At 37.9% G+C, this 16,695-nt stretch carries 13 protein-coding genes; 10 read left to right on the forward strand and 3 right to left on the reverse strand.

What is annotated here, in order from left to right:
- The first annotated feature begins 1,064 nt into the window (after window positions 1-1,064).
- A complete protein-coding gene (gene tnpA / locus J4051_RS16770) occupies window positions 1,065-1,526 on the forward strand; it encodes an IS200/IS605 family transposase (RefSeq protein ID WP_208235033.1) in 462 nt (153 codons plus the stop codon).
- A gap of 53 nt (window positions 1,527-1,579) precedes the next feature.
- On the opposite strand, the gene J4051_RS16775 is transcribed toward tnpA, so the two are convergent.
- Together J4051_RS16775 and pepT are read right to left on the reverse strand one after the other, a co-directional pair.
- Window positions 1,580-2,176 carry a YdeI/OmpD-associated family protein gene (locus tag J4051_RS16775; protein WP_208235034.1) on the reverse strand — a complete coding sequence of 199 codons (597 nt, stop codon included), beginning with the start codon at window positions 2,174-2,176 and terminating at the stop codon, window positions 1,580-1,582.
- Between the two features lie 89 nt (window positions 2,177-2,265).
- Window positions 2,266-3,504 carry a peptidase T gene (gene pepT, locus J4051_RS16780; RefSeq protein WP_208235035.1) on the reverse strand — a complete coding sequence of 413 codons (1,239 nt, stop codon included), beginning with the start codon at window positions 3,502-3,504 and terminating at the stop codon, window positions 2,266-2,268.
- Window positions 3,505-3,704: 200 nt separating this feature from the next.
- On the opposite strand from pepT, the gene J4051_RS16785 reads away from it, so the two are divergent.
- The 9 genes from J4051_RS16785 to guaB all read left to right on the forward strand — a co-directional run bounded on the left by J4051_RS16785 (window position 3,705) and on the right by guaB (window position 15,438).
- Window positions 3,705-4,739, forward strand: a complete 1,035-nt coding sequence (locus tag J4051_RS16785; protein WP_208235036.1) for a quinone-dependent dihydroorotate dehydrogenase — start codon at window positions 3,705-3,707, stop codon at window positions 4,737-4,739.
- A gap of 125 nt (window positions 4,740-4,864) precedes the next feature.
- A complete protein-coding gene (locus J4051_RS16790) occupies window positions 4,865-5,479 on the forward strand; it encodes a LysE family translocator (RefSeq protein ID WP_208235037.1) in 615 nt (204 codons plus the stop codon).
- Between the two features lie 135 nt (window positions 5,480-5,614).
- Window positions 5,615-6,328 (forward strand): hypothetical protein, encoded by a 714-nt coding sequence (locus J4051_RS16795; protein WP_208235038.1) that lies wholly within the window; start codon window positions 5,615-5,617, stop codon window positions 6,326-6,328.
- 140 nt (window positions 6,329-6,468) lie between these two features.
- Window positions 6,469-7,329 (forward strand): hydroxymethylglutaryl-CoA lyase, encoded by an 861-nt coding sequence (locus tag J4051_RS16800; RefSeq protein WP_208235039.1) that lies wholly within the window; start codon window positions 6,469-6,471, stop codon window positions 7,327-7,329.
- A gap of 178 nt (window positions 7,330-7,507) precedes the next feature.
- Complete coding sequence (locus tag J4051_RS16805; RefSeq protein ID WP_208235040.1) at window positions 7,508-8,710, forward strand: DUF4856 domain-containing protein; 1,203 nt, start codon at window positions 7,508-7,510, stop codon at window positions 8,708-8,710.
- An 83-nt stretch (window positions 8,711-8,793) separates the two neighbouring features.
- On the forward strand, window positions 8,794-9,918 hold the full coding sequence (locus J4051_RS16810) for an imelysin family protein (RefSeq protein WP_208235041.1): 1,125 nt from the start codon (window positions 8,794-8,796) through the stop codon (window positions 9,916-9,918).
- A gap of 67 nt (window positions 9,919-9,985) precedes the next feature.
- Window positions 9,986-11,350 (forward strand): HTTM domain-containing protein, encoded by a 1,365-nt coding sequence (locus J4051_RS16815; protein WP_208235042.1) that lies wholly within the window; start codon window positions 9,986-9,988, stop codon window positions 11,348-11,350.
- Complete coding sequence (locus J4051_RS16820) at window positions 11,331-13,754, forward strand: TonB-dependent receptor domain-containing protein (RefSeq protein ID WP_208235083.1); 2,424 nt, start codon at window positions 11,331-11,333, stop codon at window positions 13,752-13,754. Before J4051_RS16815 ends, J4051_RS16820 begins: the two co-directional genes overlap by 20 nt.
- A gap of 211 nt (window positions 13,755-13,965) precedes the next feature.
- On the forward strand, window positions 13,966-15,438 hold the full coding sequence (gene guaB / locus J4051_RS16825) for an IMP dehydrogenase (protein ID WP_208235043.1): 1,473 nt from the start codon (window positions 13,966-13,968) through the stop codon (window positions 15,436-15,438).
- A 501-nt stretch (window positions 15,439-15,939) separates the two neighbouring features.
- Here guaB and J4051_RS16830 read toward each other — a convergent pair.
- Window positions 15,940-16,443, reverse strand: a complete 504-nt coding sequence (locus J4051_RS16830; protein ID WP_208235044.1) for a GreA/GreB family elongation factor — start codon at window positions 16,441-16,443, stop codon at window positions 15,940-15,942.
- Window positions 16,444-16,695: the final 252 nt, after the last annotated feature.

A 16,695-nucleotide genomic window follows, 5' to 3' on the forward strand; every position in this document is an offset into this window, starting at 1 on the left:
TGTGACATGGTTTTATCTTCCCAAACATTAATTATTAGAAAAACTTCGTTGCTACAAAGCAAATAGCTCCGTAGGAGCATCATCTTTGTAGCAAAATCAGAAAACCGATAATCTAAGCTCCGTAGGAGCGTAATCTTTAAATAGATGCTAAGATGGCAAAAATATGTTCAAATTGTTTTTGGATTAGGAGAAGAATCGAATTCCCGAAATTCACTGCTTTATGATAAAAAAACAATCATCTCTCTGCGCTTCAGCTCTAATCTATATGTAATTATCTTATTGCAAAGATGATACAATCATATTGCGGGGGAGAACGATTGTAAAGATTGTATGCTTCGTTGTTATTATGATTGGTCATTATGGTAATCCAAGGTTTAGCATTTGCAGACAATAGGATTTTAGAATTAAAATTCCCTATGCTTTTATTGAAGTATTGAAATTTAATTATCAAATCGTATTTTTTGTTAAATTAGTAAATTGCAATTGAGTGCTTTATGAGATTGATAACCGCTATAAAAAAGATTGGCATTTCGTCACGCTATAATCTTTGAAATTGGTGAAACTCTCAAAATTGTCATAAAATGAGATTTCCAATAGCTCCGTAGGAGCATCATCTTTGTAATTAAAAACGAACTTGTTAATCCAAGCTCCGTAGGAGCGTCATCTCTATACTATGGCCAACACATTCCCACAAATATACGTTCAAATCAGATAAGGATGTTGCTGCGCTAGCAGCTTTAACGGATGTATAATTATAGTACAACAAGGATGTCGCAACTACATTGCTACAAAGATTGCATGACTATATTGTTATTGAGATTGTCAATTGCGGTGATATATGGTTTAATTATTTCATCATAAGGATTTAAGTTTTATAATATTATCGAGGTTTTTGGATTATTGCAGTTTAATAATCAGATTGTATTTTTTGTTAATTTAGTTGCTACTGTAAATATGTGCTGTATAGGCTTGATCACCGGGATTATGTAATTTATGATTTCATCCAATAAAGCGCAATGAACTTAGATTTATAATAGCTCCGTAGGAGCGTAATCTTAATAATTATGGCCAACACATTCACACAAATGTACGTTCAGATCGTTTTTGCAGTTAAGGGAAGAAAAAATCTAATTCCAGAAATTCATCGTGAAGAAATTGAAAAATATATTTGCGGAATTATCAATAACTGTAAATCCAAGCCGCTTGCCATATACTGTAATCCAGACCATGTCCATATTTTAATCGGGATGAATCCCTCCTTATCTCTTTCAGATTTAATTCGGGATATTAAAGCTAACTCTTCAAGATGGATCAATCAAAAACGATGGATTAATGCGCAGTTCAGGTGGCAAGAGGGTTATGGCGCGTTTACCTACTCAAAATCGCACATAGATAAGGTTGTAAAATATATTTTAAGACAGCCCCAACATCATAAAACACAATCATTTAAGCAAGAGTATTTGGAGCTGTTAAAGTTATATGAGATTGAATTTGAAGAAAAATATCTTTTTGAGTGGTATGAATGATATATGATACCGTATGATTCTGAGTGAATTCGTTTATTAAAACATTAATTTGACTACAGATTTCTATATTTATCATGAAGCCCAATACCTTTCAAAATCATGGGTTTGATTTTATCCAATCTGGATGCTTTTGTGGCGTCACGTTTTGCGCTTTCTATATACTCTACGTATTCTCTTTGTTTCCCTGAAGTGAGTTGTTGGAAACTTTCTTTAAACAAGGGGGCAGTTTTAAACGCTTCATTCAATATACTTGGCATAATAACCGCTTTTTCATTGCGGCTAATTTGTAATTCTTTTCCAAGATATTGATTTTCTATCGCTTCATTCACATAGGCCAAGACTACTGGTTTGTTGATATCTTGAAGCGATTCAAAACGCATTTGGCGCAAAGCCTTGGTTTTTTCGTCAGCGCTTACCAAAACCTTCCTTTCATCTTTTAAGAAGACACCATTAAAAAACCATATACTGAAATGATTTTTAAAGGCACCCAATCCCAAAACGTTCTTTCCGTTTAAGGTATAAACTGGGGCGTTCCATTTCAAGGTTTCAACCAGTTCTGTAGAATTGATAATTTGCCTTAAAACATCCAATGCTTCAGCAAAATGTGAATTGACTTCAAGGTACTCTTCAATAGAATCTACTTTTCGCATGAATTTATTTTTTATCAAATTTACTGTCCTGCATTAACTTTTTAAACCCCGTCTAAGTTAGTAAACGGGGTTAATAACATAATAGCAGTCTATTTCTTCAAAGCAACCAACTCTGCAATCTTACAAATGACTTGAGTTGCTTTGATCATACTTTCCACAGGAACATATTCATAGCGTCCATGAAAATTATGGCCTCCCGCAAAGATATTCGGACATGGTAAGCCCATATAACTTAATTGGGAACCATCTGTTCCACCTCTAATGGGTTTAATGATGGGTTTAATATTAAGCATTTTCATGGCTTTTTCTGCAATATCCACAATGTGCATTACCGGTTCTATTTTCTCTTTCATATTGAAATATTGATCCTTGATCTCAATGGTTACAACTTCACGTTCGTATTGCGTATTCAAGTCGAAGGTCATTTGAAGCATGGCTTCCTTCCGAGCTTCAAACTTTGCCATATTATGGTCTCTTATAATATATTTCAAAATCGTTTCTTCCACAACGCCTTCAATACTGGCAAGATGAAAAAATCCTTGATAATCTTCTGTATGTTCTGGGGTTTCAAGCATTGGTAAGGAATTGATAAACTCGGTAGCAATATACATGGAGTTGATCATTTTTCCTTTGGCATATCCTGGATGCACAATCTTTCCTTTCACTTTTACCGTGGCACCAGCAGCATTGAAATTCTCATATTCCAATTCACCAATTTGGCTGCCATCCATAGTGTATGCCCATTCGGCACCAAATTTCTCGACATCAAATTTATGGGCACCGCGACCAATTTCCTCATCCGGAGTAAAACCGATTCGTATTTTACCATGCTTGATTTCAGGATGCTGAATCAAATATTCCATAGCGGAAACAATTTCCGTGATGCCGGCCTTATCATCCGCTCCCAATAGTGTGGTGCCATCCGTTGTGATAAGCGTTTGTCCTTTGTATTGTAACAAATCATCAAACAGATCTGGTGACAGAATTATATCTTCTTCTGCATTTAAAACGATATCCTTGCCATCATAGTTTTCAATTATTTGAGGCTTGACATTCGCCCCCGTAAAATCTGGAGAAGTATCAAAATGGGCCACAAAGCCAATCACCGGAACGTCGTGGTCCACATTGCTCGGTAGCGTTGCCATGATATAAGCATTTTGGTCTATGGAAACATCTTTCATCCCAATGGCCGTGAGTTCTTTAACGAGCGCATGTGCTAAGTCCCACTGCTTTTCAGTACTTGGAGTGGTTTCTGAATCTGGGTCGGACTCCGTGTCAATAGTAACGTAGCTTATAAATCTATCAATGATGTGTTGTTTATCAATCATAACTTTTAATTTTATTATGCAAAATAAGGCATATTAACAATAACAACAATGGTGTTAAATGTAATTTAATAGATCCTTGATTTTAAAGTGCCGGTATTTTAACTGATCATTTTTTCAGTCGTATGCTTAAATCCTACATAATTCATTAATTGAATAAAAAAACTACCCTATCTTTGGGTAGTTTTTTTATTTTGCCATCTATGTATAAAATATTACTACGTCCTTTTCTTTTTTTATTCGACCCTGAAGCTGTCCATCATTTTACTTTCAAACTCATAAGATTTGCCCATAGCTTGGGTTTTGGAGGAGTTTTCAGAAGCAAATATCAAGTCCATAATAAATTGCTTGAACGTGAGCTTTTTGGATTAAAATTCCCCAACCCTGTCGGTTTGGCGGCTGGTTTTGATAAAAATGCCATGCTTTATAAGGAGCTTTCTAATTTAGGATTTGGCTTTATAGAAATCGGAACGGTTACGCCAAAAGCACAGGCAGGAAACGAACAACCGCGATTATTTCGTTTGAAAGAAGATGCTGCGATCATCAATAGGATGGGGTTTAACAACGGTGGTGTTGAAGAGGCAGTTGAACGATTAAAATCGAACCCGATAACAGGAAAAAAACATGTTTTGATTGGCGGGAACATCGGTAAGAACAAAATCACCCCTAATGAAGCTGCTGTAAACGATTATATCATCTGTTTTGAAGCCCTCTTTGATTATGTCGATTATTTCGTGGTCAATGTAAGTTCTCCAAACACACCAAATTTGCGTGCGTTACAGGAAAAGAAACCATTGACCGATTTATTGCAAACCCTTCAAGTCAAAAATAATTCTAAGGAAAAACGCAAACCAATTCTCCTCAAAATTGCTCCAGACTTGACCAATGAGCAACTTCTGGACATTATCGATATTGTTACAGAAACCAAGATTGATGGCGTTATTGCTACCAACACCACTATTTCCCGAGAAGGACTAAAAAGTAATAACAAAGATGAGATGGGTGGATTGAGCGGACAACCTTTAACAAAGCGGTCTACAGAAGTCATTCGGTTTTTAGCAGAAAAGAGCAATAAGGCATTTCCAATTATTGGTGTAGGAGGGATCCATTCTGCGGAAGATGCCTTGGAGAAATTAGAGGCAGGTGCAGATTTGATACAACTCTATACCGGCTTTATTTATGAAGGCCCTAAATTGATTAAAGATATTAATAAAGCCATTTTAACAAAACAGTTATAAACTAAAAGGTTCATGGGGAGAATACGAAATTTAGCAACTATAAATATTCAATAACTATCCCGTATTCATTCAATGTGAGTCTTGAATCTTACGTTTAATTGCGCTCCGGTCTTACATCTTCTTTTATGATAGAAACTCTCCTCTCTTTTTCAGTAGCAACGTTAGCCTTGGCCATTGCACCAGGGCCAGATAACATCTATGTCTTGACCCAATCTTTAGTCAATGGCACCAAAAGTGGCATCGCCACAACCGCTGGTCTCATCAGTGGCTGTATTGTGCATACGACACTTTTGGCATTTGGTATTTCAGCAATTATCACGACTTCCGAAGAACTTTTTTATGGGATTAAAGTTTTAGGAGCTTGCTATTTACTTTACTTGGCTTATACAGTTTATAAAAGTGATGACCAAATCTCATGGTCAGAAGATGCACCTCGCAAATCTTATTTACAACTCTTCAAAACAGGTGTGATCATGAATTTGGTGAATCCGAAAGTTATGATCTTCTTCTTGGCATTTTTCCCTGGCTTTCTATGGGATAAAGACGGAAATACTGTTGTACAATTTTATATTTTAGGAATTACTTTTATGGTGGTTTCCTTTCTTATTTTTAGTAGCGTTGCTTTATTGGCAGGGCGTATCTCCGAATTCATACTAAAAAGGAAAGGGGTCGGCGTTTTCTTAAAATGGCTTCAGATTGTTGTTTTTGTTGGCATTGCACTCTACATAATTGCAGCTTAAATAAAATATTTTTTGGATCATACCTTTTCAAATAAGAAGCATTAATTATCTGATTCATAGATGAATTGCTCACTTTGAACGATGTAAATTACAGGAATACAGTTAATTTAGCAGTTAACCAAAATGAGTTTTATTATGAGAAAAATGACATTTCTTGCAGTACTGTTTTTTGTGCTCTTCTCTTGCAACAATGAAAAAAAAGGATCTTCTGAAACTAAATCAGATAACAAGTCAGAGAAAGTCAGCAACAAAAGTGATGGCAAATCCTACGATTGTTTAAAAGACTATAAGGACGATTATGAAGCGCTGCTTACCAAAGATGAAATGACTTCTGTGCATCCCATAAATGATAAAGCGAAGGTAGAATTGCGATCGGGCAGCTACGGCGAACATATTTATAGATGGAATAGTAATCGCCCTTCCTTTACAATGGAAGTGAGCAATATGAAAATGGATGTTCCAGATCAAAATACCATAGGAATAAAAAATCTTTCCTTCTATTCAGATAAAACTGATTTGAAATCGGCAATTGGAACTTTTGATATGGGGTATAAGCAATTATCGGATAAAGAATTGGAGCAAATCCAGAAAAATCTCGAAAAAGCAGAAGATGAAGTGAAAAAAACGGGGGAAGATCTTATGAAAGTGAGGTCTAAAATGAATTGGGATGCTGTTGAGGGCTTAGGCTCGAGTGCTTGGTACAAATGGAGTGATCAATGGGGCGGCGAATTGGTCGTACTTGCCGGTAGAGCTAATTTTACCATCCTTATAAAAATCAGTGATGATCCAGATGAGAATAGGGAATTAGCAAAAAAGCTCGCCGAAAAAGTGATTGCTAAATGTAAGTAATTGAACTATGGGCTTTTAATTAAGTAACATTCTTAAAAGCCCATAGTTCTTGGTTTATTTATAATATTTGAAATTCTACACCTCTTCTTTTTTTGATTTGAAAGATTACTGCATACGTAGGAATTCATATCTTTGGTCCCATGCAACAGGTTAAAATAATCGAATGTCCACGAGATGCCATGCAAGGCATCAAGGACTTTATTCCAACTGAAAAGAAAGTCCAGTACATTCAGTCATTATTGCGTGTTGGCTTTGACACGATAGATTTTGGAAGCTTCGTTTCTCCCAAGGCTATTCCGCAAATGGTCGATACTGCTGAGGTGTTATCCAAACTCGATCTTTCTACGACCAAAAGCAAACTGTTGGCCATTATAGCCAATACCCGAGGTGCTGATGATGCATCCAAACATTCTGAAATAAATTATTTGGGCTATCCGTTTTCAATTTCAGAAAACTTCCAAATGCGAAACACTCATAAGACTATTGCGGAATCTGTGGTGATCTTGGATGAGATTTTGGAAATCGCAGATAAATCCAATAAGGAAGTGGTGGTCTATATCTCCATGGGTTTCGGAAATCCTTATGGCGATCCTTGGGATGTAGATATTGTTGGCGATTGGACCGATCGTTTGGCAAAAATGGGTGTAAAGATTTTGTCATTAAGCGATACGGTTGGCACGTCCAATCCAGAGAATATAAATTACCTTTTTGCCAATTTGATTCCAGAATACCCACATATCGAATTTGGTGCCCATCTCCATACAACACCAACATCTTGGCATGAAAAGGTAGATGCCGCTTACAAAGCGGGTTGTCTCCGGTTTGATGGAGCTATTCAGGGTTTTGGGGGTTGCCCAATGGCAAAAGACGAATTGACCGGAAATATGCCCACCGAAAAATTACTCTCTTATTTTACCTCAAAACAACGTAATACCTTAAATGCCTTGAGTTTTGAAAGTGCATACAATGAAGCAACCAAAATTTTCACATCTTACCACTGAAAATTCTTTTATGGAATATTGATTTTTTTATTGCTTGCAATATTCTCATTCTCAACATTTACTTTAGTTTCCCGTTTTCTTATTTGAAATTAATCTAAATAAGCTTTGGTGCTTTTAAAATCCTAACTTATTTTTGTACTCGAATCAAATCAACTATTTATATTAAGACTAAATAAGAATGAGAAAAATTTTATTAGGAATAGCGATAACTTCAGCGCTATTTACATCATGTTCAAGTGATGATGACAGTATCGATCAAAACCCTCAAGTGGAGGCGCCATTAACCTACAAATTTATACGAGATGGAAAATCAACCGTCGATTTTAATGGTCAGACTACGAGAATCAAAATGGCTATGGAATTTCGTTCAGCCCTAAAAGACAACACAAAATCTGCAACTGATTTACACGGCATGTTTGCTCACGTTGAAGGTGATAACGACTTTTCGGATGCCGACTTAAATGCTTCAGGAAAAAATATACGCAGTAAAGTAGCGGCTTCTAAAGATTATTTTTCTGCTAATACTACGGTTTCCAATCAAATTAAAAGCTTGATGGATTCATGGGTTGAAGAACAAGCTACAACAGTATTTACAAATTGGGAAACTATGGCAACTTCAGGAACGGCAGGCCAATTGCAACAGGTCGGTGGCGGAACTGTAAGATATGTGAATGGTAAAGGTCTTGAATTGGATCAAGCTATTGCAAAAACGCTTATTGGCGGTTTAATAGCCGACCAAATGCTGAACCACTATTTAAGTACTTCTGTATTGGATGAGGCTTCAAATATTCAGAACAATAATAACGGCATTGTCGAAGAAGGGAAATCTTATACCACCATGGAGCACAAATGGGATGAAGCTTATGGCTATTTGTACGGAAATGAAGTGGATCCTTCGGTTCCTGTCTTAGGTGCTGACAGTTTTTTGAACACCTATCTAAAACAAGTCGATTCAGATCCTGATTTTGCGGGGACAGCATCAGCGGTATATGATGCCTTAAAATTGGGTAGAGCTGCAATTGTGGCGAAAAACTACGAGGTGAGAGACGCCCAAGTGGCGATCATTAGAGAAAACATTTCAAAAGTTCCCGCAGTTCGTGCAGTTTATTATTTGCAGGCAGGAAAAGCAAAAATGGCCACAGGGGATATGGCGAGTGCACTTCATGCCTTATCTGAAGCGTACGGATTTATCAATAGTTTACAATTTACAAGAGAGCCAGATTCAAGTTCACCATATTTTACTCATGAAGAGGTTACAGTTTTTATGGATACCCTAATGGAAGGACAAGGCTTATGGGGAGTCACACCTGAAACGTTGGACGACATGTCTGAAACCATTGCGGCAAAATTCGGCTTTACGGTAGCGGAAGCGGCTAACTAAAAATATAGACTCAGTGATTGCTCTTATAGGAGGGCAATTACTGCTTCTTTAAATTTGCATAATTATTAAGAAAATTGATTCACATGATTAAAAATATAGCATTAGTTTTTAGTTTGGTATTTATGATGGGCTGTAGTTCCTCCGATGATTCGGGCGCGGGAGGTGGTGGTGCTACGGACGACTTTGACCGCTCGGCATTATTGACAAACTTAGCAGATAATATTATCATTCCGTCCTATCAGGATTTTGGTCCAAAATTGACCACGTTAAAAGGATCCATTGAGAGTTTTGTGGCAACACCAAATCAAAGTACTTTGCAAACCGCAAGACGTCATTGGCTCATTGCCTATAAAGCTTGGCAGCATGTTGAAATGTTCAATATTGGAAAGGCAGAAGCTTTGAATGAGTATCATTTTTTTATGAATATTTATCCAGTGACGATTTCTGATATTGAGACTGGCGTAAGCACTGGGAATTACGATCTAAATACGCCCAATTACCATGATGCACAAGGGTTTCCTGCTTTGGACTATCTCTTGTATGGTGTTGCTGATGATGATGCGGGAATTGTGGCAAAATTTTCATCTGATGCTAATGCGCAAGGGTATAAGGATTATTTGACCGATGTGATCAACCAAATGGATAATTTGACGCAGCAGGTCATCACCGATTGGACGACAGGCTATCGCGATCAATTTGTGAATTCCTCAAAAAATACAGCCACAAGTTCTTTGAACAAATTTGTAAACGACTTTATTTTCTATTACGAAAAAGGCTTGCGAGCCAATAAAATCGGAATCCCAGCAGGGGTTTTTTCTACAACGCCTTTAGCGGATAAAGTGGAGGGCTATTATAATGGTGAAGTATCAAAAGAATTGGCTCTTGAAGCCTTAAATGCCGTTCAAGATGTATTCAACGGAAAAGCTTTTAGTGGCTCTGCGACAGGTGCAAGTTTTAAAACGTATCTGGAATATTTGAAGGTGGATAGAAATGGGCAAAATTTGAGCGCTATTATTAATGCGCAATTCAATGAAGCGAGGACGAAAATTCAAGAATTAAATTCAAATTTCAGTCAGCAGATCATCACCGATAACACAAAAATGACCGTTGCATACGATGCGCTGCAAAGGGCAGTGGTTTATCTAAAGGTCGACATGGTTCAGGCTTTTAATATTAGCGTGGATTACGTAGATGCTGATGGCGATTAATTTTTAAGCGAAAATTTATGACAAAGAAGATTCTTTAAATGCCTTAGAGAATCTTCTTTTTGGTTTTATGGGCACTAGTTTTAAAACATATCTGAACAAACATACCCATCCGGCGCCTTTGGCGGTCTTCCGGATAGGCTTTGGCGTGATGATGCTTCTCAGTATCGTACGTTTCTGGAGGAATGGCTGGATAGAAACCCTTTATATTCTACCCAAATTCCATTTTTCCTATTATGGTTTTGCATGGATCAAACCCATTGGCGACTATACCTATCTTATTTTTGCACTGTGTGGCATTTCGGCATTTCTCATTGCCATCGGACTGAAATATCGGATGGCCATCATCATGTTCTTCTTGAGTTTTACCTATATTGAACTCATGGACAAAACGGCTTATCTCAACCATTACTATTTTATAAGTGTGTTGAGTTTTCTGATGATTTTTTTGCCCGCAAACGCTTATTTTTCTGTTGATAATCTTCTCAAGAAGAAAACTTATACAGCAATCCCCAAATGGACTATTGACAGTATTAAATTGTTAGTAGGTGTCGTTTATATTTATGCGGGTCTTGCTAAAATAAATTCCGATTGGCTATTTAAAGCCATGCCGTTAAAGATCTGGTTACCTTCTAAATATGACCTTCCCTTTATAGGAAATTCCTTTATGCAACAGGAATGGTTCCATTACGCCATGAGCTGGTCTGGAATGATCTATGATTTGATCATTCCGTTTTTATTGATCACCAAGCGCACGCGATGGTTCGCCTTTGGTCTGGTGGTGTTCTTTCATGTGTTTACGCGGGTTTTGTTTCCCATCGGCATGTTTCCGTACATTATGATTGTCACCGCACTTATCTTTTTCGATTCAGATTTCCATCTGCGTATTTTGAATGTTTTCAGAAAGCTATTGAAACCATTTAGAGTCCATTCAGAAAACTTTAAAAAAGAATTCTATAACTACAAAAAACAAAAATTAGTAGTCCCAATCATTATTATGTTTTTCGCTTTTCAGATCACTTTTCCCTTTCGTTATCTCTTATATCCCAACGAACTATTTTGGACTGAAGAAGGTTATCGGTTTTCATGGCGGGTGATGCTTATGGAGAAAATGGGCAATACCACCTTTAAAATCGTGGATGCAGAAACGGGACAAGGTTTTTTGGTTGATAATTCCGATTTCTTGACTTCATTTCAAGAGAAACAGATGAGTTTTCAGTCCGATTTTATTTTGGAATATGCCCATTACTTAGGCGATCATTTTAAAAACCAAGGTCATAAAAACATTCAAGTATTTGCAGAAAGCTATGTGGCACTCAATGGCCGATTGAGTCAGCCGTATATTGATACAAGTACTGATCTATATAAAGAGAAAGAATCATTCCGGCCTAAAAACTGGATTTTACCATTCCATGATGAAATTAAAGGATTTTAGTGTAGTTATAATGTGTTTGATAGGCGTTTCTGCACTGTCACAAAACACGGTTTCGGGAGTTATCACCAACGCTCGCACCCAAGAGCCAGTTGCAGATGTGGATGTGTATGACAAGGTTTCTGGCCTACTGACCAGTACAGATGCATCCGGATTATATGAGTTTACCACTTCAAAAAGTAATCTCACGCTGGTCTTTTTCTCTTATGAATTTGAAGCGAAGGAATTACAGTTAAAAGTCACCGGCAGTACAACATTAAATGTGTCCATAAACGAACTGGGCATTGCTTTAACTGAAGTGGAAGTCACCGCTCGAAAGACCAAAGTTTTTGAATTATCACGATTGAAGGATGTGGAGGGGACGTCAATTTTTGCGGGTAAGAAAACCGAAGTCGTTCTGGTGGAACAGTCCATGGCAAATTTAGCGTCCAACAATGCGCGCCAAATTTACAGTCAGGTGGCTGGATTGAACATTTATCAAAATGATGATGCTGGTTTGCAGCTCAATGTGGGCGGAAGAGGATTGGATCCTAATCGTACGGCAAATTTCAACACGAGGCAAAACGGGTATGACATCAGTGCCGATGTTTTAGGCTATCCTGAAAGTTATTACACGCCAGCTGCTGAAGGCTTAAGCGAAATTCAGATCATCCGTGGTGCGGCCTCCTTGCAATACGGGACTCAGTTTGGTGGTTTGATCAATTTTAAGATGAAATCTCCCAATCCCAATAAGCCTTTTGAACTGATTACAAGAAATACCTTGGGCAGTTTTGGTTTATATACCAATTTTACCAGCATCAGTGGCACAAAAAACAAGTGGAGTTATTATACTTTTTTCAATTACAAGAAAGGTGATGGCTTCCGGGCAAATTCTGAATTTGAATCCAAAAATGCCTATGCCCATATCGGATATCAATTCAATGAAAACACCTCACTAACTGGAGAGTTGAGCTATATGCGCTATTTGGCACAACAAGGTGGAGGGCTTACGGACCAAATGTTTGATAATGATCCTTACCAGAGCAACAGATCACGAAACTGGTTTCAGGTGGATTGGTTATTGTACAATTTGAAATTTGAACATAAATTTACGGAGAACACCAATTTTAGTTTCAATGCCTTCGGATTGAATGCATCACGTTATGCCTTAGGATTCAGGACCAATCGTGTGGATCAAATTGATCCAATGGGTGAACGTGATTTGATTAAAGGTGATTTTAAAAACTATGGTTTTGAAGCTCGAATCTTGAACAAATATGAAGTATTTGACAAAGCTTCTACGTTTCTGTTGGGCACTAAATTTTATCGTGCCAACAATGCAGAGCAGCAAGGTCCGGGTAGCGATGGCATCGGCCCAAATTTTGATATCCAATCGGAGCGATTTCCAAATTATCCAAATCAATCCAGCTTCGATTTTCCAAATTTAAACATGGCTGTTTTTGGAGAAAATATATTCTATGCCACGGATCGATTCTCGATTACACCTGGATTTCGCTTTGAATATATAAAAACCCAAAGTGAAGGATTTTATAAGCGTATCAATACTGATGCGGCAGGTAATGTCATCTTTGAGGAATCTGTGGAAGACAATCGGAATTTTGAGCGATCGTTCGTGCTGTTGGGATTGGGGTTAAGCTATAAGCCTAACACCGCATTCGAAGTCTACGGCAACCTTTCGCAAAATTACCGTTCGGTAACCTATTCTGATATCAATATCAATAATCCAGCTTTTGCCATCAATCCAAATATTACGGATGAAAAGGGATTTACCACAGATTTGGGCATTCGAGGCAATTACAAAAATTTGATGTCCTATGATTTGGGCGTTTTTGGATTGTTCTATAATGGGCGCATTGGTTTTGTCCAGAAAGGCCTATCTGATGGTAGGGTCATCAGTGAACGTGGGAATGTTGGGGACGCCGTTTTATATGGTGTGGAATCGTTATTCGATTTTAATCTGAAGAGAATATTAGAACTTAATAATGAATTTAGCTTAAATTATTTCATCAATTCGTCGTTCATCAAATCGGAATATACAGCTTCGGAACAAGCGAACGTCGAAGGGAATCAAGTGGAATTTGTACCAGATATAAATATCAAAACAGGGTTAAAATTTGGATATAGGAACCTTATGGCTAATATCCAATATACCTACCTCTCCCAACAGTTTACGGATGCGACCAATTCACAATCGGCAAATATCAGTGGAGTCATTGGTGAAATACCAAGTTATGATGTTATGGATGTGTCCTTGTCGTATGCCTACAAGCGCTTTAAATTGGAGACAGGCATCAATAACATCTTGGACAATGCTTACTTTACACGACGTGCCACGGGATATCCTGGGCCAGGAATCATTCCTTCGGCACCTCGAAATTGGTATATGACACTTCAAATTAAAATATAATAAGGCGGTCTTTTTTACGGAAGATCTATTGTGGGGAAGTAATACAGTTCCAAAACTCACGAAAAGCATTCAAAATGTCAATGTTTTTCGGATAATTGAATAATTTTTATTTGCTTATTTAAGCGAATAAAAAGATTATAGGATACCAAAGTTTTACACTAAATTTAAATAAATTTTCCGTAGATTTGCACGCAATTAAACCGTAATTGCAATGAAAGCACACGAAAGCAAAATAGTAGGTGAGGGATTGACCTATGACGACGTTCTACTAATTCCTGCTTATTCTGAAGTCCTTCCTCGAGAGGTCAATATTCAAACAAAGTTTACACGTAACATCACCATCAATATTCCTATCATATCAGCAGCCATGGATACGGTTACTGAAAGCGCTATGGCTATTGCCATGGCTCGAGAAGGTGGTATTGGCGTCTTACATAAAAACATGAGCATTGCCCAACAGGCCAATGAAGTCCGTAAGGTGAAGCGTGCGGAAAGCGGGATGATCATAGATCCTGTCACTTTGCCTTTGACGGCAACCGTACTGGATGCCCAACGTAATATGGCAGAACATAGTATTGGTGGAATTCCGATTATTGATGATAACGGCATTCTAAAAGGTATCGTAACCAACCGTGATTTGCGTTTTGAAAAAGATGGCACCCGGCCCATTGTTGAAGTGATGACCAAAGATCATTTGGTAACAGCGCCTGTTGGAACCTCGTTGCAGGATGCCGAAGGGATTCTCCAAAAGAACAAAATTGAAAAGCTTCTTATTGTTGATGAAAATTATAATCTTGCCGGTTTAATTACCTTTCGAGACATTACTAAATTGACCACGAAACCAATTTCTAACAAAGATACTTTTGGACGTTTGCGCGTAGCCGCTGCGATTGGTGTCACTGCAGATGCGGAGGAAAGGGCAGAAGCCTTGGTGAAATCAGGAGTGGATGCGGTGATTATTGATACGGCTCACGGACATACCAAAGGTGTGGTGACCATGCTTAAAACAATCAAAAAACGATTTCCTGATCTTGAGGTCATCGTAGGTAATATTGCTACTGCTGAAGCCGCCATATATTTGGTGAAAGCTGGTGCGGATGGTATTAAAGTAGGCATTGGACCAGGTTCTATTTGTACTACACGTGTAATTGCCGGAGTGGGATATCCGCAGTTTTCTGCAGTTTTGGAAGTTGCAGCAGCCATCAAAGGCTCTGGAGTTCCAGTAATTGCTGATGGTGGCATTCGTTACACTGGTGATATTCCTAAGGCACTTGCCGCAGGAGCAGATACGGTGATGTTGGGATCTTTATTGGCAGGAACGAAAGAAGCTCCGGGAGAAACCATCATTTATGAAGGTCGGAAATTCAAATCCTACCGCGGAATGGGGTCTGTGGATGCTATGAAACAGGGTAGTAAAGACCGCTATTTTCAGGATGTGGAGGATGATATCAAAAAGTTGGTACCAGAAGGCATTGTAGGTCGTGTACCTTATAAAGGTGAAGTCATTGAAAGTATCCACCAATTTGTGGGAGGCTTGCGTGCGGGGATGGGGTATTGCGGTGCCAAGGACGTGGCCACTTTGAAAGAGAGCGGACGCTTTGTGAAAATCACTGCTTCAGGAATCAATGAAAGTCATCCACATGATGTAACTATTACTGAAGAGTCTCCGAACTACTCAAGATAAATGATTTAAATTCTGTAATAACAGAACTATGATAACAAAAAGCACGACTTTAATGGGTCGTGTTTTTTTGTTCCAAATTATAATCTTTAATTGATCTCAAAACATTAAGAACCAACCTGAATGAGTGGATAACTATTTAATTTATCACACCTCATTTTGTCTTCTAAAAGTATTTTGAAACGACCCGATTTATTGGAATCACGGATTACAAGTATTCACAAATTGCATGAATTTGATTTGACCTACATAATAGTAAATGCCCTTTGTGTAACTTAGTTATTACCTTTGTGTAATTCTGTGAAATAGCTTCTTTTTAAAATGAGTTTTAGACACGCCTCGATATTGAAATCACAAATTCTCACGAGGAGCTTAAAGTCTGAAATGTTGTGCGTGAATTTTCCACTGTCTATTTCACGAATGCAACAGACTTTCAGTCTGTTTTAAAACTCCAGCCAGAAGAACTATCGTCTGACACGGCGCATTAGTCAATGTTTTTGATTATTACGGATACACAATGTCCATAACTTCAAAAGTCCGATCTTCTGTTGCCAATTTCAACACTGCTGTTTCGCCAACTTTTTTATCCGTCAAGAGGCGAGCTATTGGTGAAATAAAGGAGATTTTTCCTTTAGAAATATCGGCTTCATCAACACCGACTATCTGATAGTGCTGTAATTTCTTATCGTTCCCGATTTTTAGGCTTACCAAAGCTCCAAAGCGTACTTCATCTTGTGGCTGCTTGCTGAGATCCACAATTTTTGCAGATAGAATACGGTTATTCAACAACTGTAATCTTGCGTTGATATGATTGGTTGCAATACGTCTTTCCTTTTCGTCGGTGATGCCCAAGTTATCTCGTTCTGCAATCAGTTGGTCATTTTCTGAGAGCAGTGCGTCCATGCCAACTTGGGTCACATAATTGGTGACACCTTCTGGTAAATCTGCTCGTGGTGCTACAAAGGGCACTTCTTCCTGATCATCTTCTCTTACGAAACCTCTGCTCATGGTTTACTTGAATTTATAGTATTAATAGTCATTATTCTTAAAATTAAAGAATTTAAGAGGATTTCCAAAGCTAAAATCACTCTTAAAAGTATGGGTTATGATGTTTCAGATTTGAGATTGCTTTTGGATTCGCTGATATAATTATGAAATGTCATGAGTGTAAAAAAAGAACGGTCTTAAGATGTTCTTTTAGGACATTGACAGTATATTAGCGAACTCAATATCATCAACAATAAGACAGCATTTGGACGT

Source organism: Gelidibacter pelagius (assembly GCF_017581925.1).
Taxonomy (GTDB): Bacteria; Bacteroidota; Bacteroidia; order Flavobacteriales; family Flavobacteriaceae; genus Gelidibacter; species Gelidibacter pelagius.

Excerpts from the sequence above, each read along its gene's own strand:
- J4051_RS16815 (WP_208235042.1), top strand. The coding sequence starts at position 9,986 with ATGGGCACTAGTTTTAAAACATATCTGAACAAACATACCCATCCGGCG.
- J4051_RS16790 (WP_208235037.1), top strand. The coding sequence starts at position 4,865 with ATGATAGAAACTCTCCTCTCTTTTTCAGTAGCAACGTTAGCCTTGGCC.
- J4051_RS16805 (WP_208235040.1), top strand. The coding sequence starts at position 7,508 with ATGAGAAAAATTTTATTAGGAATAGCGATAACTTCAGCGCTATTTACA.
- J4051_RS16830 (WP_208235044.1), bottom strand. The coding sequence starts at position 16,443 with ATGAGCAGAGGTTTCGTAAGAGAAGATGATCAGGAAGAAGTGCCCTTT.
- tnpA (WP_208235033.1), top strand. The coding sequence starts at position 1,065 with ATGGCCAACACATTCACACAAATGTACGTTCAGATCGTTTTTGCAGTT.
- J4051_RS16775 (WP_208235034.1), bottom strand. The coding sequence starts at position 2,176 with ATGCGAAAAGTAGATTCTATTGAAGAGTACCTTGAAGTCAATTCACAT.
- J4051_RS16800 (WP_208235039.1), top strand. The coding sequence starts at position 6,469 with ATGCAACAGGTTAAAATAATCGAATGTCCACGAGATGCCATGCAAGGC.
- J4051_RS16795 (WP_208235038.1), top strand. The coding sequence starts at position 5,615 with ATGAGAAAAATGACATTTCTTGCAGTACTGTTTTTTGTGCTCTTCTCT.
- J4051_RS16785 (WP_208235036.1), top strand. The coding sequence starts at position 3,705 with ATGTATAAAATATTACTACGTCCTTTTCTTTTTTTATTCGACCCTGAA.
- J4051_RS16820 (WP_208235083.1), top strand. The coding sequence starts at position 11,331 with ATGAAATTAAAGGATTTTAGTGTAGTTATAATGTGTTTGATAGGCGTT.
- J4051_RS16810 (WP_208235041.1), top strand. The coding sequence starts at position 8,794 with ATGATTAAAAATATAGCATTAGTTTTTAGTTTGGTATTTATGATGGGC.
- pepT (WP_208235035.1), bottom strand. The coding sequence starts at position 3,504 with ATGATTGATAAACAACACATCATTGATAGATTTATAAGCTACGTTACT.
- guaB (WP_208235043.1), top strand. The coding sequence starts at position 13,966 with ATGAAAGCACACGAAAGCAAAATAGTAGGTGAGGGATTGACCTATGAC.